Source organism: Microcoleus sp. D3_18_C4 (genome assembly GCF_036702355.1).
Classification (GTDB): domain Bacteria; phylum Cyanobacteriota; class Cyanobacteriia; order Cyanobacteriales; family Microcoleaceae; genus Microcoleus.
In genome coordinates this window covers 1-20,452 of sequence record NZ_JAUBTF010000036.1, presented here as the reverse complement: position 1 = coordinate 20,452, position 20,452 = coordinate 1, and the positions used below count along the sequence as shown (strand labels likewise).

Here is a 20,452-nt window from a genome sequence, read left to right as displayed (position 1 = left end):
CTCCTTATAGCCGAGTCGAACTCCCGTAAATCCCTGTAAAAAAGCGCACCTTTGATGCTCTTCCCGATTTCTAAGGGGTAGTAGGGCGAAACAATCAGACGGAATCAAGGCTAATCGCAGCGCAGCGATAGAAAACTGATACTACCCTAACCTATCGGGGCTATCACAGGAGATTAGCCTACAGTTTTTGAGAATTTCATCAATCCTTGATAATTGCTATATTATAAACATAAATTAATTATCGGGCTAGCTTTATGATCGATTGGCTTTTGCTCTGGGGAGTGACGCAAGGAGTTGGCATTCTCGTTCAACCCATCTTAGAAGACTTGATCAAAGACGGCGCGAAGGATTTTGCTAAAGATTTTTTTAAAGATTCCCTGAAAAACGTCTTATTAGGCGAAAAAGACCCGCGAAAAGTCGCAGCGGGCAAAGCAATCACAAAGTTTTTGGAGTTGGTGGAACAGCAGTTGAAAATCGGCGGACTTTCCCCCGAGCAAAGAAAGCCGTATATTAAAGATGTTAAACAGTTTATCAATAACAAGTCTGTTAAAGAAATTTTGGGCAAGGCTTTTGAGAGCGATCGCGAATCTCTCGATGCAGAACTTCTCGAACAAACCTGGACTCAACTAGATTTAACTCCTTTACCACCAAGATTTAAGTGGCAAACCATCGCCAATCAGTATCTCGCAGAAGTTCAAGAAATTCTCTTTGACTCAAAAGAGTTGCGCGATATCTTGAATGCTCAAAATCTGGATAGCATTCAGAAAAATACTCAAGAAACGGCGGGGATTATCCCCGATTTTGACTTGAGGCAATATCAAGAAGCTCTGTGCGAGCGTTACAGCAATCTCAATTTAAGCAGCGTCGATCCCAATACCTACGATTATCGGGAAAAACTGAAAGTTTGGCAAATCTTTATTTTCCAAGATGTGCGATCGATTTACGAATCATTTCTGCCCCAAGCTTACGAAATTCCTAAAGAACATCAACGGCGGCTGCAAGACAGCAATCAATTAGACGCGATCGATCTAGAAAATTTAGAGAAATATCGGCGCGGTTATTTTTCTCAGCCGATCGTATCGGTGTTAGATGTTATCAATGACAAGCAAAAGTATCCCTACATTGTTATTTTAGGCGATCCGGGTTCTGGCAAGTCTACTCTGTTACAATATTTAGCATTAAACTGGGCGCGATCGCCCTTAAATAGCGTGACATCTCAGCCGATTCCGCTGCTAATAGAATTGCGGACTTACATTCGCAACGGGGAATCAGGACATTGCAAGAACTTCCTCGAATTTTTCCATCAAAGTCCGGGTTCAATTTGTCATTTGAATCAGCATCAATTGCAGGAACAGCTAAAAGCAGGCGACGCTGTGGTGATGTTCGACGGCTTAGATGAAATTTTCGATTCCGGGAAACGAGAAGATGTAATTACGGCAATTCATCGGTTTACCAATGAGTATCCCCGCGTGCAAGTGATTGTCACGTCTCGGATTATTGGTTACAAACCTCAACGGTTGCAAGATGCAGAGTTTCATCACTTTATTCTCCAAGATTTGAATGCGGAACAAATTCAGGATTTTGTTCACCGCTGGCACGAATTAACTTTTACTGATGCTGGGGAAAAAGCGCGAATTAGTGAGCGCATGGAAAGAGCATTAGCGTATTCATCAACCATTCGAGATTTAGCGGGTAATCCGTTATTGTTGACGATTATGGCGATTTTAAATCGCGGGCAAGAATTGCCGAGAGACAGGGCGGAACTTTACAATCAAGCTTCGCGCGTATTGCTGTATCAATGGGATGTGGAAAGGTCTTTAGTAGAGGATAGCAGGCTCGATCCGAAAACTATTGATGCTAAAGATAAGCAAGAAATGCTGCGGCGAGTCGCTTACAAAATGCAAGCAGCACCTGAAGGGTTGGCTGGCAATATTATTAGTGCGGAAGATTTGGAAAATACCCTCACAGCATATCTGAAGAATAAAGATTTCGATCGAGCGAAAGAGCGGGCAAAGTTGATAATTAACCAACTGCGAACTCGCAACTTTATTTTATGTTATTTGGGGGCGGATACTTATGGGTTTGTGCATCGAACTTTTTTGGAATATTTCTGTGCGTCGGAGGTGGTGGAAAGGTTTCAGAAGACACAAGAAATTTCACTGGAGGAGTTGAAAACCGATGTTTTTGGCAAGCACTGGGATGATGAATCTTGGCAGGAAGTTTTGTGCTTGATTGCGGGATTGATTGCTGGAAAGTTTACCGGGAAATTGATTGAGTTTTTGATGGAACAGGATGGGGCAGCAAAAAACTTCAGCAATCTGTTTTTGGCAGCGAAGTGTTTGAATGAGGTGAGGGAAAGAAAAGAGATTGCTGCGGTTGAGAGTCAATTGCTTGAACGCTTAAAAGAGTTAACACAATACGATCTCAATTATTATTATGAGGGTTATGAAGAAGAGGGAACGCTAGTTACTGAAATTCGCACTCAAGTAGTAAGTGCGATCGCCTACACTTGGAAAGATGACCCGGAAACCTTACCTTGGCTCAAACAACTGGCTCAATCTGATGATGATTCGGATGTGCAATATGCAGCAGTCAGACACTTAGCATGGGGGTGGAAAGATGACCCGGAAACCTTACCTTGGCTCAAACAACTGGCTCAATCTGATGATGATTCAGAGGTGCGATGTGCAGCAGTCAGACACTTAGCATGGGGGTGGAAAGATGATCCGGAAACCTTACCTTGGCTCAAACAACGGGTTCAATCTAATGATGATTGGGATGTGCGATATGCAGCAATTCAAGAATTAGCCCGATGGTGGAAAGATGACCCAGAAACCTTACCTATCCTCACACAACTGGCTCAATCTGATGATGATTTTGTTGTGCGATCTGCAGCAGTCAAACAATTAGCATGGGGGTGGAAAGATGACCCAAAAACCTTACCTTGGCTCAAACAATTGGCTCAATCTGATGATTATTCTGCTGTGCAATATTCAGCAATCCAAGAATTAGCACGGGGGTGGAAAGATGAGCCAGAAACCTTACCTCTCCTCAAACAACTGGCTCAATCGGATGATGATTCGGAGGTGCGATATGCAGCAGTCCAAGAATTAGCACGGGGGTGGAAAAATGACCCGGAAACCTTACCTATCCTCAAACACCTGGCTCAATTTGATGATAATGATACTGTGCAACTTGCAGCAGTCCAAGAATTAGCACGGGGGTGGAAAGATGACCCAGATACCTTACCTTGGCTCAAACAACAGGTTCAATCTGATGATAATTTTCTTGGGCAATACGCAGCAGTCCAAGAATTAGCACGGGGGTGGAAAGATGACCCAGAAACCTTACCTATCCTCAAACAATTGGCTCAATCTGAGCATAATTGGTATGTGCGATATGCAGCAGTCCAAGAATTAGCACAAGGGTGGAAAAATGACCCAGAAACCTTACCTATTCTCAAACAACGGACTCAATCTGATAATAATTCGGCTGTGCGACAAGCAGCAGTCCAAGAATTAGCACGGGGGTGGAAAGATGACCCAGAAACCTTACCTATCCTCAAACAACTGGCTCAATCTGATGATGATTGGGATGTGCGATATTCAGCAGTTGAAGAATTAGCATGGGAGTGTAAAGATGAACCAGGTATATTTGAATGGTTGGCAGATATTGCTATCAATCATCCTTGTGAACGCCTGTACAAATCGCAAGATAACCCCCGGAAAACAGCACTTAAAATCATGCTCAAGCAATACCCCGATCGCCCAAAAACTTTAGAAATACTTCGCGATCGATTTGCCAACGATCCCGATGAACAAGTCCGCCAGTTTGCCCAGAAAAAGTTGACCCAATTAGAGAAGCTGTGATAAAAACACAAAAAGCAGAAACAAAATATGACTGTAGCTACTAATATCCCCAAAGCTTATGCAGAAATAGTGGATTTTTTTGTGATCGCCACACTCCCTGCAGCTTTATCAAGTTTCAACTCTCGGAGGAAACAAAAAAGCATATCCTCGACCTAATTTATGCCCACAATAATCAAGGCTTGACCCGCGCTGGAAAAAGCAAATTAGATAACTATCTAGTGCTAGAACATCAGATGACTCTCATCAAACAACTCACAAACACGTCGTTAAAGATTTAGTTTTTTTATATCTCGTCAATTAGCGTCCAAACGATCGCCCTGACCGCCGCCAAAACCGATAAGAAGTGTTAACTTAGTAGTTAGTTGTGTCGATCGCACAGAAAAAAAAATGCCTGAATTACAAACCGATACATACCAAGACCTCGACCCGCAAGTCCTCTCAAAGCCCGTTGTTGTCGGTCTGGAAGAGGTAACAAAAGTTTACGGGATTGGCGACCTGGAAGTTCGCGCCTTAAACGGCGTCAGCTTGACCGTAAGACAAGGAGAATATTGCTCGATTATGGGCGCATCGGGATCGGGCAAATCTACAGCTATGAATATTATCGGCTGTCTCGATCGACCTACGAGCGGCAGTTACTACTTAGACGGCGTAGATGTCGCCCAAATGCCCGAATCAGAATTAGCCGGAATTCGCAATTTAAAATTAGGGTTTGTCTTCCAACAATTTCATCTGTTGCCTCAATTGACAGCATTAGAAAATGTCATGTTACCGATGGTTTATGCCGGCATTCCCGCAGCAGAAAGACGCGAACGAGGAGTAGATGCTTTAACAAAAGTAGGCCTGGAAAGTCGGCTGCAAAACAGACCGAATCAACTATCAGGAGGACAGCAGCAGCGGGTAGCCATCGCCAGGGCTATTGTCAACCGTCCCGTGTTGTTGCTGGCTGATGAACCTACAGGTGCATTGGATACAAAAACTACTCAAGAAGTAATGGATATTTTTACAGAATTCAATGAAAGCGGCATGACTGTTGTTATGGTAACGCACGAACCCGAAGTGGCGCGTCAAACTCGCCGCGTTGTCTGGTTCCGCGACGGTCAAGTTATTCACAATAATCTCAATCCCGCAGACCTTTCACACGCTGTATTTTAGTATAATAGTCCGCGAAAAGCGAAAAGAAAATGGGCCGATTGAAATCGCTTCTAGACAAACGAAGTCCGCCTACGCGGACTGAAGAATCAAGAGGGTATGAGTCTTATGCAAGAGGACTTTAGCTATTAGACAGGGGTTTTCAACCCCTGGCGGACTAATAGACAAAACGCTAGATATCTGCTTAAAGAAAAGCACTGGGAAAAGCTTCCCAAACTCGATCGACAAAATCTCTAAGTTGGCGAGATGCGATCGCACCATCCTTTTTCTCAGCATCCAGAGAGTGCAACTCGGTCAACAGTGAAATTACCTCAGTATCTAAAGCCGCCCGAAACAAGCTAAGCGGCCAAAGCAAATCAGCACCATCTCGCAAATCGGATAAAGTGTATTCTGCCGATAAATCCTTCCCCGACACCGATACAACTAACATCAAAGGGCGCACCCAACAAACTTGACGTGCCTCAACCACTTGGATTACCTCAGAATGCAGGCACGCATCTCCACATTCTAAACTGACAATTTGACCAGGCCTAAAGTTCAAAGCACAATCCATTAATGCTCACACTTAATACAGACATAACAAAGCAGCAAAATAAGTGCTGCATCTCTCCACAGCACCCGAAAACATTATATCATAATTCCTTCTTCCTTCTCCCCTCTTCCTTCTTCCTTCTTCCCTCTTCCTTCTTCCGACTTCCTTCAATCCGTTACATCCGTTACATCCGTTAAATAATCCGTTGCCGAACTTCCTTCTTCCTGACATCCGTTACATCCGTTAAATAATCCGTTGCCGAACTTCTCCTCAACTTTCATCAAGCTTTTTAAGATCCATTTCGAGCTGGGCACTCAACAATCGTGCTTCTTTTTTACCACCGCCACCATTGGCATAATCCGCCACGGAAATCGGAGAACCGATCGCAATTTTTACCTGAGCACCCCATTGAGGAATGCGCGGGCGATAGCGGATACTCATCGGTACAATTTTTACCCCCAAACCCGGTTTGCTCAACTCTGCTTGCATTGCCAAGCGAGCCAATCCCGGCTTAATCGGATGAACTTCGCCATCCTGAAAAATGCCGCCTTCGGGAAAAATCACCAACATTTCCTTGTCCAGGAGTAGTTCCACCCCATAACGGAGACTGCCAATTGCCGGATGCTTGAGATCCACAGGAAACCCGCCCAAATTTCTGATGAACCAACCTTGCACTCCTTTGACTTCATCAGCAGTTACCATAAACCGCAAATCGCGTCCAGTCACCTTCTGTCCAGTTGAATAGGGCATCATCAGGGCATCCCACCGGGATCTGTGCGTAGGGGCTAAGATGACAGGCCCGTCTTTCGGCAAGTGCTCCTGTCCGGTGATCTCAATCTTGCCAAAATGAAACGGTAGGACAACATAGTGACCTAGCGGATAGAGCAAGGAGGTTAACCAAGGAGAAACGCGAGAGGTATTAGATGCTACCTTGGCAGGCATTGGCTTCACTAGAGATGATTTACTGGACTCAACGGCGATCGTGGCGGTGTGGGGCATAGCAATTAAGCTGCTTTCTGGAGATCCAAAGTCTAAAATAAGTGATTGGACAAATCTTTAGTTTTTGGGTCGGGACACTTTTGCTATTGGCCTTGTACCGAGCGGGCGATCGCGCCCGCAAGAGATAATCTCTAACAGGTAAAACCTCAACCAACCGGACAGCACTAATACAGAGCAGTCGGCCGCCTGGAAAGCTTGATCGGGCAATTACGGATCTATTATTTCAGCTAAAGGGTCAATTTCGATTAAACATCGCCTAGAAGAGAGTAAAAAATTTTACCTGTTAATTTTTCCGCCGCGCTTCAAACCAAGAAAGCAACTGATCGCGGCAAACAGACTCCATAATACCGCCGAGCACCTCTAAGCGGTGACACGAATGCGCGCTATCTGGAATATTAGCCGCAGTCCGAATCGTGCCAGTTTTCGGGTCATCTGCTCCGTATACCAGCAGACCAATCCGAGCTTGGACGATCGCACCAGCGCACATCGGGCAAGGTTCCAGCGTTACGTAGAGCGTGCATTGGTTAAGATGCCAGTCTTGCAAAACTTGGCCAGCAGCCCGCAAAGCCAAGATTTCAGCGTGAGCAGTCGGATCGCAATCTCGCTCTCGCCGATTTTGCGCTTCGGCAATTAATTTGCCAGTACCGTCAACAATCACAGCACCAACGGGTACTTCACCAGCATCACCGGCTGCTTGTGCCAATTCCACAGCCCTAGTCATCCAGCGTTTGTGAATAAAATAAGTAGTATCACTAATAGACAACGGCTCAGCTTTACAATTCACGTCATACCTAAGTAACAGAAAAACTTAAGATCGATAAAGAAAGTTACATTACAGCTTAATCGAGAGTCTTTAATTATGGACACCACTACGATTACCACTGAAATTGTTGAGCTGTTGTGCCGCATTAGTCGGCAAAAGCTGCGCGAACAAGATATCACTCCTTTGGTAGTGTTTCTGACTGCTCTGATTTCCATCCTGCGCGGAGTGATGATTATTGACAGGACGATCGCAGTTGAAGAAGAAGAACGGCTGCAAAAGACTCTCAAAGCCTTTGCTAGCGGCGACCGCGATCGGGTAGAACTAATTCAGCGCCTTGTCAAAGGAGTCTCCAAACAGCAGGTTTACTTCAACCCCACGGAATTGCTAACCCTGACAGCTTTGTTCTCAGAATCTGAAAAACTGTTGCTTATCGGTTCGGGGTACGAAATGTCAGCCGCCGACGGACACATAGATATGCGGGAGCAAATGTACTTACAGTCGATCGCAAATCGGCTCGGCCTCGACTCCAGACACATTGCAGTCATAGACACTTTATTTACTAAAGAAGGAACCCTCGACTCACAAGCTTTTGCCGAAGTTCAAGCTTTACTCGATCCCAGCGAATTCGAGTCCCGCGATCCGGTATTTGGTAAAGCAGCAAAGCACTTGCTGAGTATTTTACTCCGCAAATAATCCAGCCCATATAAATTTTGGAGCAGTAAAAGTCCTGAGAAGAGTTCGAGGATTTGACGCTGTGTCCATTTGAGATGGGAATTGGGCGCTCTTACCCTCAAAAACCGGGTTGTTTAACCCCTACCAAGAGCGCTGCACGGAGTATGTTGGTGAAAAACCTGGTTTCTGTCTAAGTCCCGCTTTATTTTTTGGGCAAGAGTCGATCGACCCTTGTATCCCATTGAACCGAATGCCTCTAAAATCTAAAAGCGACTTGTCGCTGCCTTGATTGACTCAGCTCAATCTCAAATCTCAAATTGATTGATTATGCAAATTGAATGGCAAACCGCCAAAATCTACGAAGACATTCTCTATCACAAAAGTGGTGGCACCGCCAAAATTACCATCAATCGACCTCACAAACGGAACGCTTTCCGTCCCAAAACCGTGCAGGAACTGTGCGATGCCTTTACTGATGCCCGCGAAGACACAAAAATCGGCGTTGTCCTTTTCACAGGTGCGGGGCCTCATACAGACGGCAAATACGCCTTTTGCGCCGGCGGCGACCAAAGCGTGCGGGGTGCGGCGGGATATGTAGACGAAGGTGGCATACCCCGGTTGAACGTGCTCGACTTGCAGAAGTTGATTCGATCTATGCCTAAAGTAGTAATTGCTTTAGTTGCAGGCTACGCAATTGGAGGGGGTCACGTTCTGCACTTAATTTGCGACTTGACGATCGCTGCTGACAATGCTATTTTCGGACAGACCGGCCCCAAAGTCGGCAGTTTCGACGGTGGTTTCGGAGCTAGCTATCTTGCCAGAGTCGTCGGCCAGAAAAAAGCCAGAGAAATTTGGTTTTTGTGTCGCCAGTACAGCGCACAGCAAGCCCTAGAAATGGGTTTAGTCAACTGCGTCGTGCCCGTCGAACAACTAGAACTAGAAGGGATTCAGTGGGCTGCAGAAATTCTCGAAAAAAGTCCGATCGCGATTCGCTGTTTGAAATCTGCTTTTAATGCCGACTGCGACGGTCAAGCTGGTTTGCAAGAACTGGCAGGAAATGCCACTTTGCTGTACTATATGACCCAGGAAGGCGCCGAAGGCAAACAAGCCTTTTTGGAAAAACGGCAACCTGATTTTAGTCAATATCCTTGGCTGCCATAGCGGGATGGAGAAATCAGTTTTTTTTATGCGCTCATATTAAAGTAGATGTTGCTGATTTTTATGAGTTAGTAAAGCCAAATGCACCCGATCGTCCCAAATTGTGACTATTGATACCAGTTCCCAAAAAGAATGAAACTGCTTTGTCAGATCCAAACCATGATAATGATCAGTGATTTCCCAATCGAAAATCGAAAATGGTATGACCTATCCTGCTGCCGGCTAACTAAACCGAGACTGCGGCAGGGGATTTTTCGGTTAACGTTGTGCCTGTAAGCTGGCAGGCATGGCGCTCGGAAAGAGTGACGGTGGCATCCTGCAGCGTCAGAGTCGATTCTTGCCACATTCCAATTTCTTCTATGTTTTCCCAAGATGACCTAAAAGGCGAAACCGCTAAAGCACAAGCTTTCCAGTGACTTTGAACCGGGCCGCTTAGTAGAGCGCAAACACCCCCGCGTCTGCCCTCAGGGGTATAGTGACGGCAGTGACCACAAGCTGAAGTTAAAGGTGAAGTTAATGAGGTTTGCATAAAAGTTCTTAGGGAAATCATTTTCATCTCTAATTCTCCTTTGTAGAGCTAGCAGGTTTTAGAGCATCCCAACCTTTATGCTGTCTGGTTTGTAGCGATCCCCGAAGTATAATTAAATTTTATAATTTATTTATAATCTCGTTATATATAGAAACAATTAGCTCGGTAGTTGCTCATTGTATAGGTAAAAACATAGGTTAAAAGTTTATAAAGGCGTTAGGGATCAAGAAAAAGTACAAATACCCAAGGAGTATGAAAGGTCACAAATAAGCGGTAGCTCAGGATACAAAAAGTAGCTGAGAGTGTCGGTAAGCAGCGTCCGGGAAACAGCAACAATTAAGTTTTCAAATGAAAATGAAAAATAGCTGCCGACGATCGACAGCAGGCGATCGGGCCCCTGTTGCATTGACGCCAAAAGTAGCTAATCATAAAATAGGCAAGTTTTCAAGCTTCTTGTTTATATCTACAATCAAAACATTAAAATTAATTCAGAGGCGGTAGGAGTTTTGCTAATGAGTAAGCGTTCTTCGGTTGAATCCCCAAATCATCAATCCTCTTCAACCCCAATCAAGCCTGCTTTGCAAGCAGTCCTGGGGAGTCTAGATGTAAATCTAGAAGCAGAACTGACAACATACAGAAGGCACAGGAGGCGCGCCGAACAGTGGGTGTCGCCCTCAGTTCGTACCGGCAAGCAAACAGCCACAACCGAGCAACAGCTATCCCAAAATTTGGCGCCAGAGACTGCGGAGGAAACCCAGCAGCCGCTATCGCTGCCCCTATCCCTTGCCGGCACTCAGGGCGATGCCCCGCTAGCAACTACCAGGGGTGGCACAAAATTATCTAGCAGTGCCTTCGCACCCAACAATTATCTCGAATCCAGCGAAAAACTCATCGAAAGTTTGGACGAGTCAAAAGCTGAGCCTACGGTAGAACGCAGTTTAGCTGCCAGTTTGTTAACTCCCTTGGGACTGAGTTCGATGCTGCTGTTTTTGCTGTCATGCACAGCTTTGGGCTACGCCGTCATGTACCCGTCAAATCTAGTTAAGATGGCTGGCCTGAACCGTTTGCTCCGCACCTCACCCTCTCCCATCGACAGTCCCGCCTCTAATTCCACCTCAGATACCAGCACCAAGGAACTGCCGAAAGCTCCAAATCTGGTATCCAAGGAATTTGTCGAGCTAGATTTGAGCACTCTCAGCAATGTCCAGCCGACAGCCAGCCCGATTCCTTCCCCGTCACCAAAAGCATCAATCCCGCCAACTCCGCCAGCGCCTCCGGGCCCCAGCGGGGCTGTGCCGATTCCTACAGAAGACGGCAACCCGGCCAGAGGCAGGGAACAAGGACTCAACAATCTGAGTAGAGCTTTGCTTCCCACTCCCAGCCCCAGCGCCGCCCAGCCAGTGCCGACACTGCCGACACTGCCTCCAACACCCTCCCCAGCCCAGCCAGCCGCCACATCCCCGGCGACAGCATCCCCAGCAGCCGCATCCCCAGCAGCCGCATCCCCGCTGGGAAGGCCTGCACGGGCCGCCGACGGTTTCTATTACGTTGTCACCGATTACACCGACGAAAAATCGCTGCAGCAAGCCAGAACCGCTGTTCCCGATGCCTACGTGCGAAACTTCTCAAAGGGTGTCAAGATCCAAATGGGGGCTTTGAACGATCCTGCCTCAGCAGAACGTTTGGTGAAAGAACTCCAAGAAAAAGGGGTGAAGCCACAATACTATCAACCATAAATTAGGTAAAGGGTGAAAAACTTTAACTAAATTGTTAGACAAAGCTAGACAATGATGAATGTTTTGTCTAACACAAAATTGGTTTTGTAATTGTCAATTCCCAGTCCTAAATCTAAAATTTAATAAAATCGGGAGACGGGCAAAATGGGATTATTCGATCGCCTATGGCGAGTGATTCGAGCCAATATTAACAGTTTAGTCGGGGCGGCCGAAGACCCAGAAAAAATTCTGGAACAGGCTGTAATGGATATGCAGGAAGATTTAGTGCAGCTCAGACAAGCTGTGGCAGGAGCGATTGCAGCTCAAAAACGCACTGAACGCCAGTGCTCCCAAGCTGAGTCTACAGCAGCAGAATGGCATCAGCGGGCGCAGCTAGCTTTGCAAAAAGGCGAGGAAAATTTGGCGCGGGAAGCTCTGACACGCAAGAAATCTTATCAAGAAACGGCAACGGCGATGAAAGCCAGTCTGGATCAGCAATCGGCTGTTGTCACTAAACTTAAAGAAAATATGCGGACGCTCGAAAGTAAAATTTCCGAGGCAAAATCTAAAAAAGATATGTACATTGCCCGAGCTCGATCGGCCGCATCGTCGGAAAGGCTGCAAGAAATGATGGGCAATCTCAGTACCGGCAGCGCTTTGAGCGCGTTTGAACGGATGGAAGAGAAAGTCATGCAGCTAGAAGCTCGCTCCGAAGCAATCGCAGAACTCGGAACTAATGATTTAGAAAAGAAGTTTCTCTCTCTCGAAGGTGCCGACGATGTGGATACCGAGTTGGCGGCGATGAAAGCACAAATGCTTCCGGGCAACAATACACCCAAATTGCCGTCGAGCGAGCCGCCCGCATCCTGAACCCCAGGCAACAGAACAAGAGTCGGGACAAGCAAAAACTTCTCAACAGCCTAGCTAGAGATGGCTCGAAGCCTGTTGGGGAATTCCCGGATCGAAGTTAAACTCAATAGATATGTGCATGAATAAGCTTGCCTGCATCACATTACTCGATCGCTTTAAACTGGATTTATCTGTCTGCAAAAATTGCCAAAAACTAAATCGCACTAAAAATCTGACAAGAGTGAATTTCACAACTGCGGGCTAGGGCTATCAAGCCTGCTTTCCGCCTACTTCGTACACCTCACCCAGGAAAAATAGCATTATGGGATTATTTGACCGCATTAGCCGAGTCGTCAAAGCCAATCTTAACGATCTGGTAAACAAAGCTGAAGACCCGGAAAAGATTTTAGAACAGTCTGTCACGGATATGCAGGAAGACTTGGTGCAGTTGCGTCAAGCCGTTGCCAGCGCGATCGCCACTCAAAAGCGCACCCAGACTCAGTACAATCAAGCTGAATCTCAGTCTAACCAGTGGCAGCAGCGCGCTCAGCTAGCCCTGCAAAAAGGAGACGAGACTTTGGCCCGGGAAGCGCTAATTCGCAAAAAGTCTCACGCTGAAACGGCTGCTACGCTGAAAGCCAGTCTGGATCAGCAATCGGCTCAGGTGGAAAGTCTCAAGCGCAACTTGATCGGTTTGGAGAGCAAAATTTCCGAAGCTAAGACTAAGAAGGATATGCTCAAAGCGAGGATATCCGCTGCTAAAGCTCAGGAACAGCTCAACAATACCATTGGCACCTTGAATACTGGCAGTTCAATGGCGGCTTTTGATCGCATGGAAGAAAAAGTTTTGCAGATTGAAGCTCGCGCGGGGGCTTCGGCAGAATTGGCCGCCGGCGGCAGCAATTTAGAGGAACAGTTCCGCTTGCTCGAAAGCGGCGGCGATGTTGACGACGAGTTGGCTCAGATGAAAGCTCAACTGACCGGGGGTTCTGTGTCTCAAGGTCAATTGCCGGCAGCGGGTAAAACGGCAGCAGCTAGTAGCTCGGAGTCGAGCCCGGTGATTGACGCTGAGTTGGAAGAATTGCGATCGCAGCTCAATAAAATGTAGTAATCTGTATCAAAATTTACCTATTTCTCAGATCGCAGGTTTGATAGAATGCTCCGCCGACCTACAGGGCTAGCTTGGGAGGTCGGAGTTTTTTTTAGCAATTGTTGAATACACAAAACATATGTTTTGTCAACTATCTTTATATTGACTTAAGGAATTAAGTGTTTAAAAAGTGAGAGAGTAATTTTATTCCTTGCAAGATGGCTAGCTTGGGAGGTCAGAGTTTTTTCAGTAATTATTTAGTACACAAAATAAGAGTCCTGTCAACTATCTTTATATTGACTTAAGGAATTAACTCTGTCAAAAGTGATAGAGTAATTTTATTCCTTGCAATTGCGCCGGCCGCGCCCGATCGTAAGTGTAAATAACTATCAAATATGGCTAATCTGTCATGCCCGTGCAATTTTCTAGAAGCTTTTGTAAAATCAAGTTTTTCAAGGCATTAGCACTTGGTTTTTCAATTGCAGCTATTTGCCCCGCACTCCTATCAGCTCTAAGTGTTGGCGAGTCGATGGTTGCTACCGACTCAGGGGTGCAAGCGCAAATTTCGTATGATAATTTACCATCTCAATTTAAACTAAATCAAGAAACAGCAGACGATCGCGATCGGCTTCGTGATTTATACTCCGGTTCAGAATTAGATAGAGGCAGTAAAGAGCAACAAAATAGCATCCCGGAACTCGATCAATTGACCCAAAGTGATCCCGCAGAAACTCTCCCTCAATTGCCGAATCGAGGAGAAAACAGACACGAATTTCCGATTCCCAACCCGGGGCTGTCAAATTCGGCTCCCCTCCCATAACCCGCGCGGCCAGCACCCTTGCTTTCAGGCGAACAGCTTTTGCCGCCTGCTGTTCCCGCGTCGGCACAGCCTGCAGAATTGCTAACATTGCCGGTACGATCAAAGTTGATCGATTTGAAGTAGTTGGCAGTTGACTTACCGCGAGCCGATCGTGCAAAATCCGAGAAGAGAAATCGCGATCAGTATTGGTACTCGCAGTCGAGAAAGCGATACATCTTTGCTGGGAAAGGATTTTCCACTGTCGTCGGAAGCAGATAATCGGGGAAGAAATCGGGTTGGGGTGCTGAGGCTGTTTCAGGATTTTACTCAAAGGGGAGAGAGAGATGTCTTGGTGGCGCGATCGCATTTCTGTTAGGGAGTTGCAGCATTTGGCGCTACGGTGAGCAGCAGCCGCCCTGACAGTTGATTTTTGACCTGGCGGGGTCAATAGCAGTACGTGCGGTTGTTGGCTGCTGAGAGGCTGCTGGTGGTGCGATCGGATGGGGAATTGGCTGGGGCAGGGGCAGAGCTTTTGGCGATCGAACAATTCGCTAGAGGGGGCTCAGATATCTTGCGGGGTTACTGTCAGGATGCAATGCTTGCCGATAGCGGGATTTTTGATTCAGCCGATTTGCGGTATCCGATGCAAGCGCACCCGCGACAAACAAGGAGTTTTGCAGGTGACGCCGTTTGTGGATTTTGGCCATGTTTGGAATCCGAGGGGAAGGGCGGTTTTGGAACCGAAGACTTTGCTGTCAGCGGGATTGCGCCTGCGCTGGCTGTACGGCGAAAGGTGGAATGCTGGCGGAGGCTGGGGAATTCCTTTGATTGATATTAAGTTGGGCGATCGAAGTTGGCAAGAGCGCGGGCTGTATTTTTCAATATAATTCAAACCTTTTGAGGAAAGTAGTCGTTTTGCCCTTGGCGGAACTGAGCAATTTCGCTATATAGTAATTAAGTATCATTTGGCACTCATCGTTAGCTGCCAAGAGTGCATTTTACTGATAATCTTTAAATTAAACTATGTCTAAGGTGCGGTTGCTGCTTTTAAGTTCTTTTGCTTCCGGTTTTGGGCTTTGCTCAATCATTTTGGCGATGTTTACGATGACTTCCCGACTGTCGTTTACGTCTTTTTTTACATTTGTTTTAACTTTGGTGTTTTTTGGAATTAATCTGCTTTTTGCTTTGCATTATTATACAGCGCTTACTAAGCAATTGAGTGTTAAAAATAAAAGGAAAGCGAGAATTTAGCGGTTGTGAAGCAGAAGCGCAAAAAGGCATGGAGAGTTCTTTAGGGAATTTGAATGGAATTCAGAAAACGCCTCGGGGTTAGGAAAACTATCTAGCTGTAAGCCATAATTATTTAAAGTCTAATTATTTAGGAGGTGCGATCGTGGTTATTGCTTCAACCAACCCGCCAAATCTTCCAGATGCGACAAAGACTCGCTTTACTCCAGATGAATACCGGGCGATCGAGGAAACAGCCGAAGAACGTCACGAATACTGTAACGGAGAGATTATCGCTATCTCAGGTGGTTCAGAAGTCCACAGTGCGATCGCCTGTAACTTGTTAATTTACTTGGGTTTTTTGCTCAGAGACACCGATTTTCGCTTGTATAACAGCGATTTGCGGGTTTGGATTCCCGAACATCGGTGCGGAACCTATGCTGATTTGATCGTCGTCAATGGCGAACCGGAACTCAATGGCGATCGCACGGACGAAATTATCAATCCTTTACTGATTGTCGAGGTTCTTTCGCCCTCTACTGAAGGCTACGATCGAGGTGAAAAGTTCAGAAAATATCGCTCTCTTTCTAGTTTTTGTGAATATCTGCTGGTTAGTCAAGCTGAACCCTATATTGAGCAATATTATAATGGCGATCGCCCAAGTAGCGATCGCTGGCAATGGCAAGTGTATGATGGGAGCGATCGGGGGATCGTCCTGCACAGTTTAAATATAGAACTTCCGATGTCTGAAGTCTATCGCCGGATTAATTTTTAAGGGCGATTTTTTCGACTTTGAAATGGATTCTGTTTAACTAGAAATATAAGTTTAGGAGAAAGCTATGGCTACTCTAATTCAAAACGCTACAGAAAACCAACTTGAAACACCAGCAGAGGAAAAAGTCTGGAGTGATGCCGAATTCATGGCACTCAACCGAGATGGTCACCGCTACGAAATTGTAAATGGAGAACTAATTGACATGGGAAATTCGGGTGCAAAACACGGCTATGTTTGCAGTATATTGATGATTTTGCTCGGTGGTTATGTCCACATTCAAAAGCTAGGCGCGATGTTCGACTCTAGCACTGCTTTTAAGATGAAATCAGGAAATAAGCGATCGCCCGATGTTTCATTCATGGCAAAAGAACGCCTGCAAGGGCTAGATGAACTCCCCGATGGCTTCCTAGAAGGTGCGCCGGATCTTGCCGTAGAAATCCTTTCTCCTAGCAATACAGTGGAAGAAATTCACAATAAACTCGTAGAATATTTTGAGAATGGGGCGCGTTTAGTTTGGGTGATTCATCCTAAAGAAAAGTATGTGTTAGTTTATCGATCGTCCCAAGAACCCGATCGCCTGCTTAAGTCCGCTAACTCCCTCGATGGGGAAGAAATCGTCCCCGGCTTTACTCTTCCGGTTGCGGAGTTGTTTCAAAAACTGGCTTTTTAATGAAAGTGCGATCGGACTCTGGAAAATTGCGAGTATTATTGATAATTTAACTTAGGCAGTTAGTAAGACAGAATCCCCAAATTGCGGGTAATCAGATATTAATATAAAGATAACTTTTAGGAGGCGATAAGCATGACAAACATATTTAACGAAAAAACAGCTATCATCCGTACAGAAAGAGGACTGACGTTCGCAGGTACGCGCATCACTATCTACGACATCATGGACTATGTGACGGCTCAATATCCGCCTAAGTGGAGTGGGGGATTATTTGACCTTACAGAGGAACAAATTAACGCAGCTTTAGCTTATATTGAAGATAGGCTGTAAATATCCTCTAGCTTTTAAGTGACAAATGAAAGTTACAAAACAATTATTACTAACAAGTTTGGGGTTTGTTACTTTGAGTTGGGGAGCAGTAACCCAAATTCAGGGGATACCGAGGGCGATCGCTCAAACACAAGTTCCCATGAGATTGCAACACGCGGAAGGAACTTATACCCTTACGGTGTCAGAAACCAATACCACAAAATCTGCTTATGGGGGTCAATTGCGCCTCTATGACGTGCATATCGCCAAGATGTTTGAGGTGACATATTCTGATTGTCAGGAGATACCAAACGCTGGCGGTAGAACTTGGTATTACCGCGCCGGAAATGGTAAAATTGACATGGGGCAATTCAGAATCAACTGTCAATTGGCTAGCGATATTGCTAATACTTATGGTTTAGGGAAACCAGAGCGTACTGCGATCGAATATTCTCAGGGGGAGGCTGGGCGGCCAAGATCGAGGACTCGTTCTATTCCAATTTTAGATATTACTGGTAATAAAATTCAGCGGTGGACGAATTTTGTGCAAGGGTTTCGCCCTCAGTCTGCTAATTCTGAAGGTGGTAATTCTCGCTCGAGTATTTCTTTTCCAGTTCGTGAAATTCTATCGCAGATCGAAGGTAAGACGAGAGTACCAATTTTTCTCCCCAGTCAGCTTCCCTTCTCAGAAAAAATTTACTTAAAAAACCGAGTAGAAACAAATGGCTATAGTGTTGAAATGGGCCACATACCTAATTGCAGCAGTACGCCTTGCTATATCGGGAGTATCTCAGCAGAAAGAGGTGGAGAACCAGCCCAAGCACCGCCTAGAGGATTCAGGAGTGAATTCAAAACTATTCAATTAGCTGGCAGAACACAAGGAGTTTTTTACAATGGCTGCGGTGCTTCCTGCACGGCCTTAGTTGAATGGCAGTATCAAGGCGTTTTGTACCGAGTAACCATGAAGAATGGGCGAGAGGAAACGCTTGTTCAAATAGCTAATTCTGCTATTGAAGCTGGGCCTCGCTAGTTAAATGTGGAGATAACAGTGCGTCATGGCAAGTCCTCTTCTCCAATTGGAGATTTATTTTGCCTGACGCAGCGTAAAACTGCTATCTAGAGAGAAAGCATATCACTTCTAAACTTTTAAGCCGGAAATTTCGCCTGCAAAACATTGTTTTTAATTTGTTCCTCTAATTCAGTTACAACCCACATTATACTATGTTCTGGCTCGCTCAAAATAGATTTTTTAATGTCATGTAAAGAGTTGACTAAATCTTCACGCAAACGGGGCTTGTCTTCTTTAACTCCTTGAGTATAATCCCAATAATCCCAAGCGATTAAACCTATGGCAAGGGTAGGCTCAATCATACTTCCTAGTTTCGCAGAAAGAGCAGCTACAGCTTTACTACCTGCTTTAGCAGCAATTGTAGCAGTAAGTTTAGCAGTTCCGGCAGCACCTACAAATCTTACTAAAGATACTTCATTTCCTCGTTCATTTTCTAGCCTAAAATTTATACCTTCTAAATATTTAGCCCAGTCGGATTGGGGAATTGTATACATTTTTGGTACCTCATCAAACTCCTTAGATAATTGTTCAATATAAAAATTCGCTGTATCAATTACTATTGTATGAAATTTCATCTCTGCTGAATTTGCTTGCAATACTCTCCTAGAAAATTCTCTTTGAATATTGTCATTTATGCTTTTGGCAATCTTTTCATTGACTATAGTCGGATTAAACCCATTCATAACATTCTCGCCTATATATTGAAAAAGAACACCAAATTCTTGCTGTTTCTGATTAAAATAATTAAAATACCAATTTAAAAAATCCGTATCAATTCGATTTATTAAATCAGCTTCCCACAGATTCAATTCATTGTTAGCATATTGTTTAGCACTTTGATTTGCACTGTTCACAGCTTTTTTGAAAGCTTCTTCTCTTCCACCAAAGGCGACTAAAGATTGAGTAACTTCTAGGGAGGGAGGAGATGTTAATTCGGCCCCTAAAGCCTGAGTCATAACTAATCGTCCCAGTAACGGGATGAATACAATTAGAATTATAATCGACCAAATAATGATACTAACTATCTTAGAAAGTTTTACAATCCGCGATTTTGGAGTAGGTTCTTCAGTAAGCTGAGATTCACCAGATTCTTTAGCCTTCAACTCAATGGCAACTAATTCTTGATCGCCCAAGACATCAGTTAATTTTTGATCGAGCTTTTTGCAAATCACCTGACGACCATAAGGTATTCCATTTGAATGACAAACAAGGTTATTCTTTTCGTCTAAAAACACCTGTCCTAAAATTTGCCCTTCGGGATGCTCTTGGCGAATAATTGCTCCTTTTTTTAAATTAGGAGTTGCTGGGCGATCGCTCTGGAAATAACTTATTGCTTCCTCAAAGGTGATCCCCTCTAAAACTTCAGGTATCCCCAGAATGCGTGGCAAACATTTGTTAAATTCGCCAACGATCCGCTGGATATCTCCAGAAGTGAGTTTCTGATCTCCTTGAGAGGCGTCTTTGGCAAACCAGTTAAACCGTGTCATATTTCCTCCAGAGCTTTTGATAACTTATAAATTGCTACTAGATTCCTTGTATCTCTAATTATTTTAATCTGAAACTATATTTTTTGAGCCTCATAAAAGTGTTATTTAGTGTAGACTTACATTTCTTAAACAATTTTTACTAACAATAAAAAGTGTTATTTAGTTTCCCTGGTGTCTGAAAGTGTGATATAGTGTGATCGTCAAAAATAAACCAACTTTTAGCTATGGATATCCAAGAGGTTTTACAATGGACTGACGAGCAAGTATTTGTGAAGACGGGAAAACATATTGATTCATTGCAAAGCTCTATATTAAAAGAAGTTTGGGAGGGGGAGAAATATCATAAAATAGCTAAAAAGTGCAATCGGAGTGAAGATCATATTAAACAATTTTCTAGAAAATTATGGAAGATGCTTTCTGACGTATTGGGAGAAGATATTAAACAATCTAATGTTCGATCTATTTTAGAAACACAAGCATTATCTAATATTTACAACAATAATGGTTCACAGATTGTGGGTTACATTAATAGTCATATCAATATCTGTGGAGAAAAACGGCAAGATGCAGAAGAGGCCAAGCAGCGATCGCCCTCACCCCCAGACTCTCCCCAAAATAATGCCCGATCGCCCATAATCGATTTAACAGACGCACCCGAACTCCCTTACTTTTACGATCGCACCTCAGAACTCTCCACCCTCAAAAAATGGATATTATAGTCATTTCAAATAAAAAAGAGACACTATTGAGCGCAGTAGGCACAGATGAGTTGATCTAAAGATGTGCCCGGA

Annotated in this window: 21 protein-coding genes; 13 read left to right on the top strand and 8 right to left on the bottom strand. The window is 44.8% G+C overall.

Annotated elements, in window-relative coordinates:
• The first annotated feature begins 254 nt into the window (after nucleotides 1-254).
• The gene (locus QUA90_RS18095) at nucleotides 255-3,869 is read left to right on the top strand and encodes a HEAT repeat domain-containing protein (RefSeq protein ID WP_333446913.1); all 3,615 of its coding nucleotides are present in this window, start codon (nucleotides 255-257) and stop codon (nucleotides 3,867-3,869) included.
• A 387-nt stretch (nucleotides 3,870-4,256) separates the two neighbouring features.
• Nucleotides 4,257-5,021, top strand: a complete 765-nt coding sequence (locus QUA90_RS18090) for an ABC transporter ATP-binding protein (protein WP_333446911.1) — start codon at nucleotides 4,257-4,259, stop codon at nucleotides 5,019-5,021.
• A gap of 181 nt (nucleotides 5,022-5,202) precedes the next feature.
• Here the strand turns inward: QUA90_RS18090 and QUA90_RS18085 are convergent, their stop codons facing one another.
• The 4 genes from QUA90_RS18085 to tadA all read right to left on the bottom strand — a co-directional run bounded on the left by QUA90_RS18085 (nucleotide 5,203) and on the right by tadA (nucleotide 7,333).
• Nucleotides 5,203-5,559, bottom strand: a complete 357-nt coding sequence (locus QUA90_RS18085; protein WP_333446909.1) for a hypothetical protein — start codon at nucleotides 5,557-5,559, stop codon at nucleotides 5,203-5,205.
• Between the two features lie 24 nt (nucleotides 5,560-5,583).
• Nucleotides 5,584-5,781: a hypothetical protein gene (locus QUA90_RS18080; RefSeq protein ID WP_333446907.1), complete on the bottom strand. Its 198-nt coding sequence runs from the start codon at nucleotides 5,779-5,781 to the stop codon at nucleotides 5,584-5,586.
• A gap of 39 nt (nucleotides 5,782-5,820) precedes the next feature.
• Nucleotides 5,821-6,549, bottom strand: coding sequence for a lysophospholipid acyltransferase family protein (locus QUA90_RS18075; protein ID WP_333331452.1), 729 nt, complete (start codon nucleotides 6,547-6,549; stop codon nucleotides 5,821-5,823).
• Nucleotides 6,550-6,832: 283 nt separating this feature from the next.
• Nucleotides 6,833-7,333, bottom strand: a complete 501-nt coding sequence (tadA, locus tag QUA90_RS18070; RefSeq protein ID WP_333331455.1) for a tRNA adenosine(34) deaminase TadA — start codon at nucleotides 7,331-7,333, stop codon at nucleotides 6,833-6,835.
• A gap of 75 nt (nucleotides 7,334-7,408) precedes the next feature.
• Between tadA and QUA90_RS18065 the strand changes: the two genes are divergently transcribed.
• The gene (locus QUA90_RS18065; RefSeq protein ID WP_333085039.1) at nucleotides 7,409-8,005 is read left to right on the top strand and encodes a TerB family tellurite resistance protein; all 597 of its coding nucleotides are present in this window, start codon (nucleotides 7,409-7,411) and stop codon (nucleotides 8,003-8,005) included.
• 306 nt (nucleotides 8,006-8,311) lie between these two features.
• Nucleotides 8,312-9,145: a 1,4-dihydroxy-2-naphthoyl-CoA synthase gene (gene menB / locus QUA90_RS18060; RefSeq protein WP_333252259.1), complete on the top strand. Its 834-nt coding sequence runs from the start codon at nucleotides 8,312-8,314 to the stop codon at nucleotides 9,143-9,145.
• 223 nt (nucleotides 9,146-9,368) lie between these two features.
• Here menB and QUA90_RS18055 read toward each other — a convergent pair whose 3' ends face one another.
• Complete coding sequence (locus QUA90_RS18055; protein WP_333386692.1) at nucleotides 9,369-9,671, bottom strand: hypothetical protein; 303 nt, start codon at nucleotides 9,669-9,671, stop codon at nucleotides 9,369-9,371.
• Between the two features lie 512 nt (nucleotides 9,672-10,183).
• Here QUA90_RS18055 and QUA90_RS18050 point away from each other — a divergent pair.
• Together QUA90_RS18050 and QUA90_RS18045 are read left to right on the top strand one after the other, a co-directional pair.
• Nucleotides 10,184-11,407: an SPOR domain-containing protein gene (locus QUA90_RS18050; RefSeq protein WP_333386689.1), complete on the top strand. Its 1,224-nt coding sequence runs from the start codon at nucleotides 10,184-10,186 to the stop codon at nucleotides 11,405-11,407.
• A gap of 144 nt (nucleotides 11,408-11,551) precedes the next feature.
• A complete protein-coding gene (locus tag QUA90_RS18045; protein WP_333085036.1) occupies nucleotides 11,552-12,256 on the top strand; it encodes a PspA/IM30 family protein in 705 nt (234 codons plus the stop codon).
• 54 nt (nucleotides 12,257-12,310) lie between these two features.
• Here QUA90_RS18045 and QUA90_RS18040 read toward each other — a convergent pair whose 3' ends face one another.
• Nucleotides 12,311-12,487, bottom strand: a complete 177-nt coding sequence (locus QUA90_RS18040) for a hypothetical protein (protein ID WP_333167716.1) — start codon at nucleotides 12,485-12,487, stop codon at nucleotides 12,311-12,313.
• Between the two features lie 70 nt (nucleotides 12,488-12,557).
• Here QUA90_RS18040 and QUA90_RS18035 point away from each other — a divergent pair, with 70 nt between their 5' ends.
• Nucleotides 12,558-13,343, top strand: coding sequence for a PspA/IM30 family protein (locus tag QUA90_RS18035; RefSeq protein WP_333085035.1), 786 nt, complete (start codon nucleotides 12,558-12,560; stop codon nucleotides 13,341-13,343).
• Between the two features lie 572 nt (nucleotides 13,344-13,915).
• Here the strand turns inward: QUA90_RS18035 and QUA90_RS18030 are convergent.
• Complete coding sequence (locus tag QUA90_RS18030; protein WP_333446905.1) at nucleotides 13,916-14,671, bottom strand: hypothetical protein; 756 nt, start codon at nucleotides 14,669-14,671, stop codon at nucleotides 13,916-13,918.
• Nucleotides 14,672-14,714: 43 nt separating this feature from the next.
• Here QUA90_RS18030 and QUA90_RS18025 point away from each other — a divergent pair, with 43 nt between their 5' ends.
• From QUA90_RS18025 to QUA90_RS18005, 5 genes are all read left to right on the top strand, one after another.
• Complete coding sequence (locus tag QUA90_RS18025; protein WP_333446903.1) at nucleotides 14,715-15,011, top strand: hypothetical protein; 297 nt, start codon at nucleotides 14,715-14,717, stop codon at nucleotides 15,009-15,011.
• A gap of 506 nt (nucleotides 15,012-15,517) precedes the next feature.
• A complete protein-coding gene (locus QUA90_RS18020) occupies nucleotides 15,518-16,126 on the top strand; it encodes a Uma2 family endonuclease (RefSeq protein ID WP_333446901.1) in 609 nt (202 codons plus the stop codon).
• Between the two features lie 64 nt (nucleotides 16,127-16,190).
• Nucleotides 16,191-16,796 (top strand): Uma2 family endonuclease, encoded by a 606-nt coding sequence (locus tag QUA90_RS18015; protein ID WP_333446899.1) that lies wholly within the window; start codon nucleotides 16,191-16,193, stop codon nucleotides 16,794-16,796.
• A gap of 132 nt (nucleotides 16,797-16,928) precedes the next feature.
• Nucleotides 16,929-17,126, top strand: a complete 198-nt coding sequence (locus tag QUA90_RS18010) for a DUF433 domain-containing protein (RefSeq protein WP_333446897.1) — start codon at nucleotides 16,929-16,931, stop codon at nucleotides 17,124-17,126.
• 25 nt (nucleotides 17,127-17,151) lie between these two features.
• Nucleotides 17,152-18,135, top strand: coding sequence for a hypothetical protein (locus QUA90_RS18005; RefSeq protein WP_333446895.1), 984 nt, complete (start codon nucleotides 17,152-17,154; stop codon nucleotides 18,133-18,135).
• Between the two features lie 116 nt (nucleotides 18,136-18,251).
• Here QUA90_RS18005 and QUA90_RS18000 read toward each other — a convergent pair whose 3' ends face one another.
• Nucleotides 18,252-19,661: a hypothetical protein gene (locus QUA90_RS18000; protein ID WP_333446893.1), complete on the bottom strand. Its 1,410-nt coding sequence runs from the start codon at nucleotides 19,659-19,661 to the stop codon at nucleotides 18,252-18,254.
• 224 nt (nucleotides 19,662-19,885) lie between these two features.
• Between QUA90_RS18000 and QUA90_RS17995 the strand changes: the two genes are divergently transcribed.
• Nucleotides 19,886-20,380 carry a hypothetical protein gene (locus QUA90_RS17995; protein ID WP_333446891.1) on the top strand — a complete coding sequence of 165 codons (495 nt, stop codon included), beginning with the start codon at nucleotides 19,886-19,888 and terminating at the stop codon, nucleotides 20,378-20,380.
• Nucleotides 20,381-20,452 lie beyond the last annotated feature (72 nt).

What these genes read in the sequence shown, in the direction of transcription:
- QUA90_RS18095 (WP_333446913.1), top strand. Translation starts at nt 255, where the DNA reads ATGATCGATTGGCTTTTGCTCTGGGGAGTGACGCAAGGAGTTGGCATT.
- QUA90_RS18090 (WP_333446911.1), top strand. Translation starts at nt 4,257, where the DNA reads ATGCCTGAATTACAAACCGATACATACCAAGACCTCGACCCGCAAGTC.
- QUA90_RS18080 (WP_333446907.1), bottom strand. Translation starts at nt 5,781, where the DNA reads ATGTCAGGAAGAAGGAAGTTCGGCAACGGATTATTTAACGGATGTAAC.
- QUA90_RS18075 (WP_333331452.1), bottom strand. Translation starts at nt 6,549, where the DNA reads ATGCCCCACACCGCCACGATCGCCGTTGAGTCCAGTAAATCATCTCTA.
- QUA90_RS18065 (WP_333085039.1), top strand. Translation starts at nt 7,409, where the DNA reads ATGGACACCACTACGATTACCACTGAAATTGTTGAGCTGTTGTGCCGC.
- menB (WP_333252259.1), top strand. Translation starts at nt 8,312, where the DNA reads ATGCAAATTGAATGGCAAACCGCCAAAATCTACGAAGACATTCTCTAT.
- QUA90_RS18055 (WP_333386692.1), bottom strand. Translation starts at nt 9,671, where the DNA reads ATGCAAACCTCATTAACTTCACCTTTAACTTCAGCTTGTGGTCACTGC.
- QUA90_RS18050 (WP_333386689.1), top strand. Translation starts at nt 10,184, where the DNA reads ATGAGTAAGCGTTCTTCGGTTGAATCCCCAAATCATCAATCCTCTTCA.
- QUA90_RS18045 (WP_333085036.1), top strand. Translation starts at nt 11,552, where the DNA reads ATGGGATTATTCGATCGCCTATGGCGAGTGATTCGAGCCAATATTAAC.
- QUA90_RS18035 (WP_333085035.1), top strand. Translation starts at nt 12,558, where the DNA reads ATGGGATTATTTGACCGCATTAGCCGAGTCGTCAAAGCCAATCTTAAC.
- QUA90_RS18025 (WP_333446903.1), top strand. Translation starts at nt 14,715, where the DNA reads ATGCAATGCTTGCCGATAGCGGGATTTTTGATTCAGCCGATTTGCGGT.
- QUA90_RS18015 (WP_333446899.1), top strand. Translation starts at nt 16,191, where the DNA reads ATGGCTACTCTAATTCAAAACGCTACAGAAAACCAACTTGAAACACCA.
- QUA90_RS18010 (WP_333446897.1), top strand. Translation starts at nt 16,929, where the DNA reads ATGACAAACATATTTAACGAAAAAACAGCTATCATCCGTACAGAAAGA.
- QUA90_RS18005 (WP_333446895.1), top strand. Translation starts at nt 17,152, where the DNA reads ATGAAAGTTACAAAACAATTATTACTAACAAGTTTGGGGTTTGTTACT.
- QUA90_RS18000 (WP_333446893.1), bottom strand. Translation starts at nt 19,661, where the DNA reads ATGACACGGTTTAACTGGTTTGCCAAAGACGCCTCTCAAGGAGATCAG.
- QUA90_RS17995 (WP_333446891.1), top strand. Translation starts at nt 19,886, where the DNA reads ATGGATATCCAAGAGGTTTTACAATGGACTGACGAGCAAGTATTTGTG.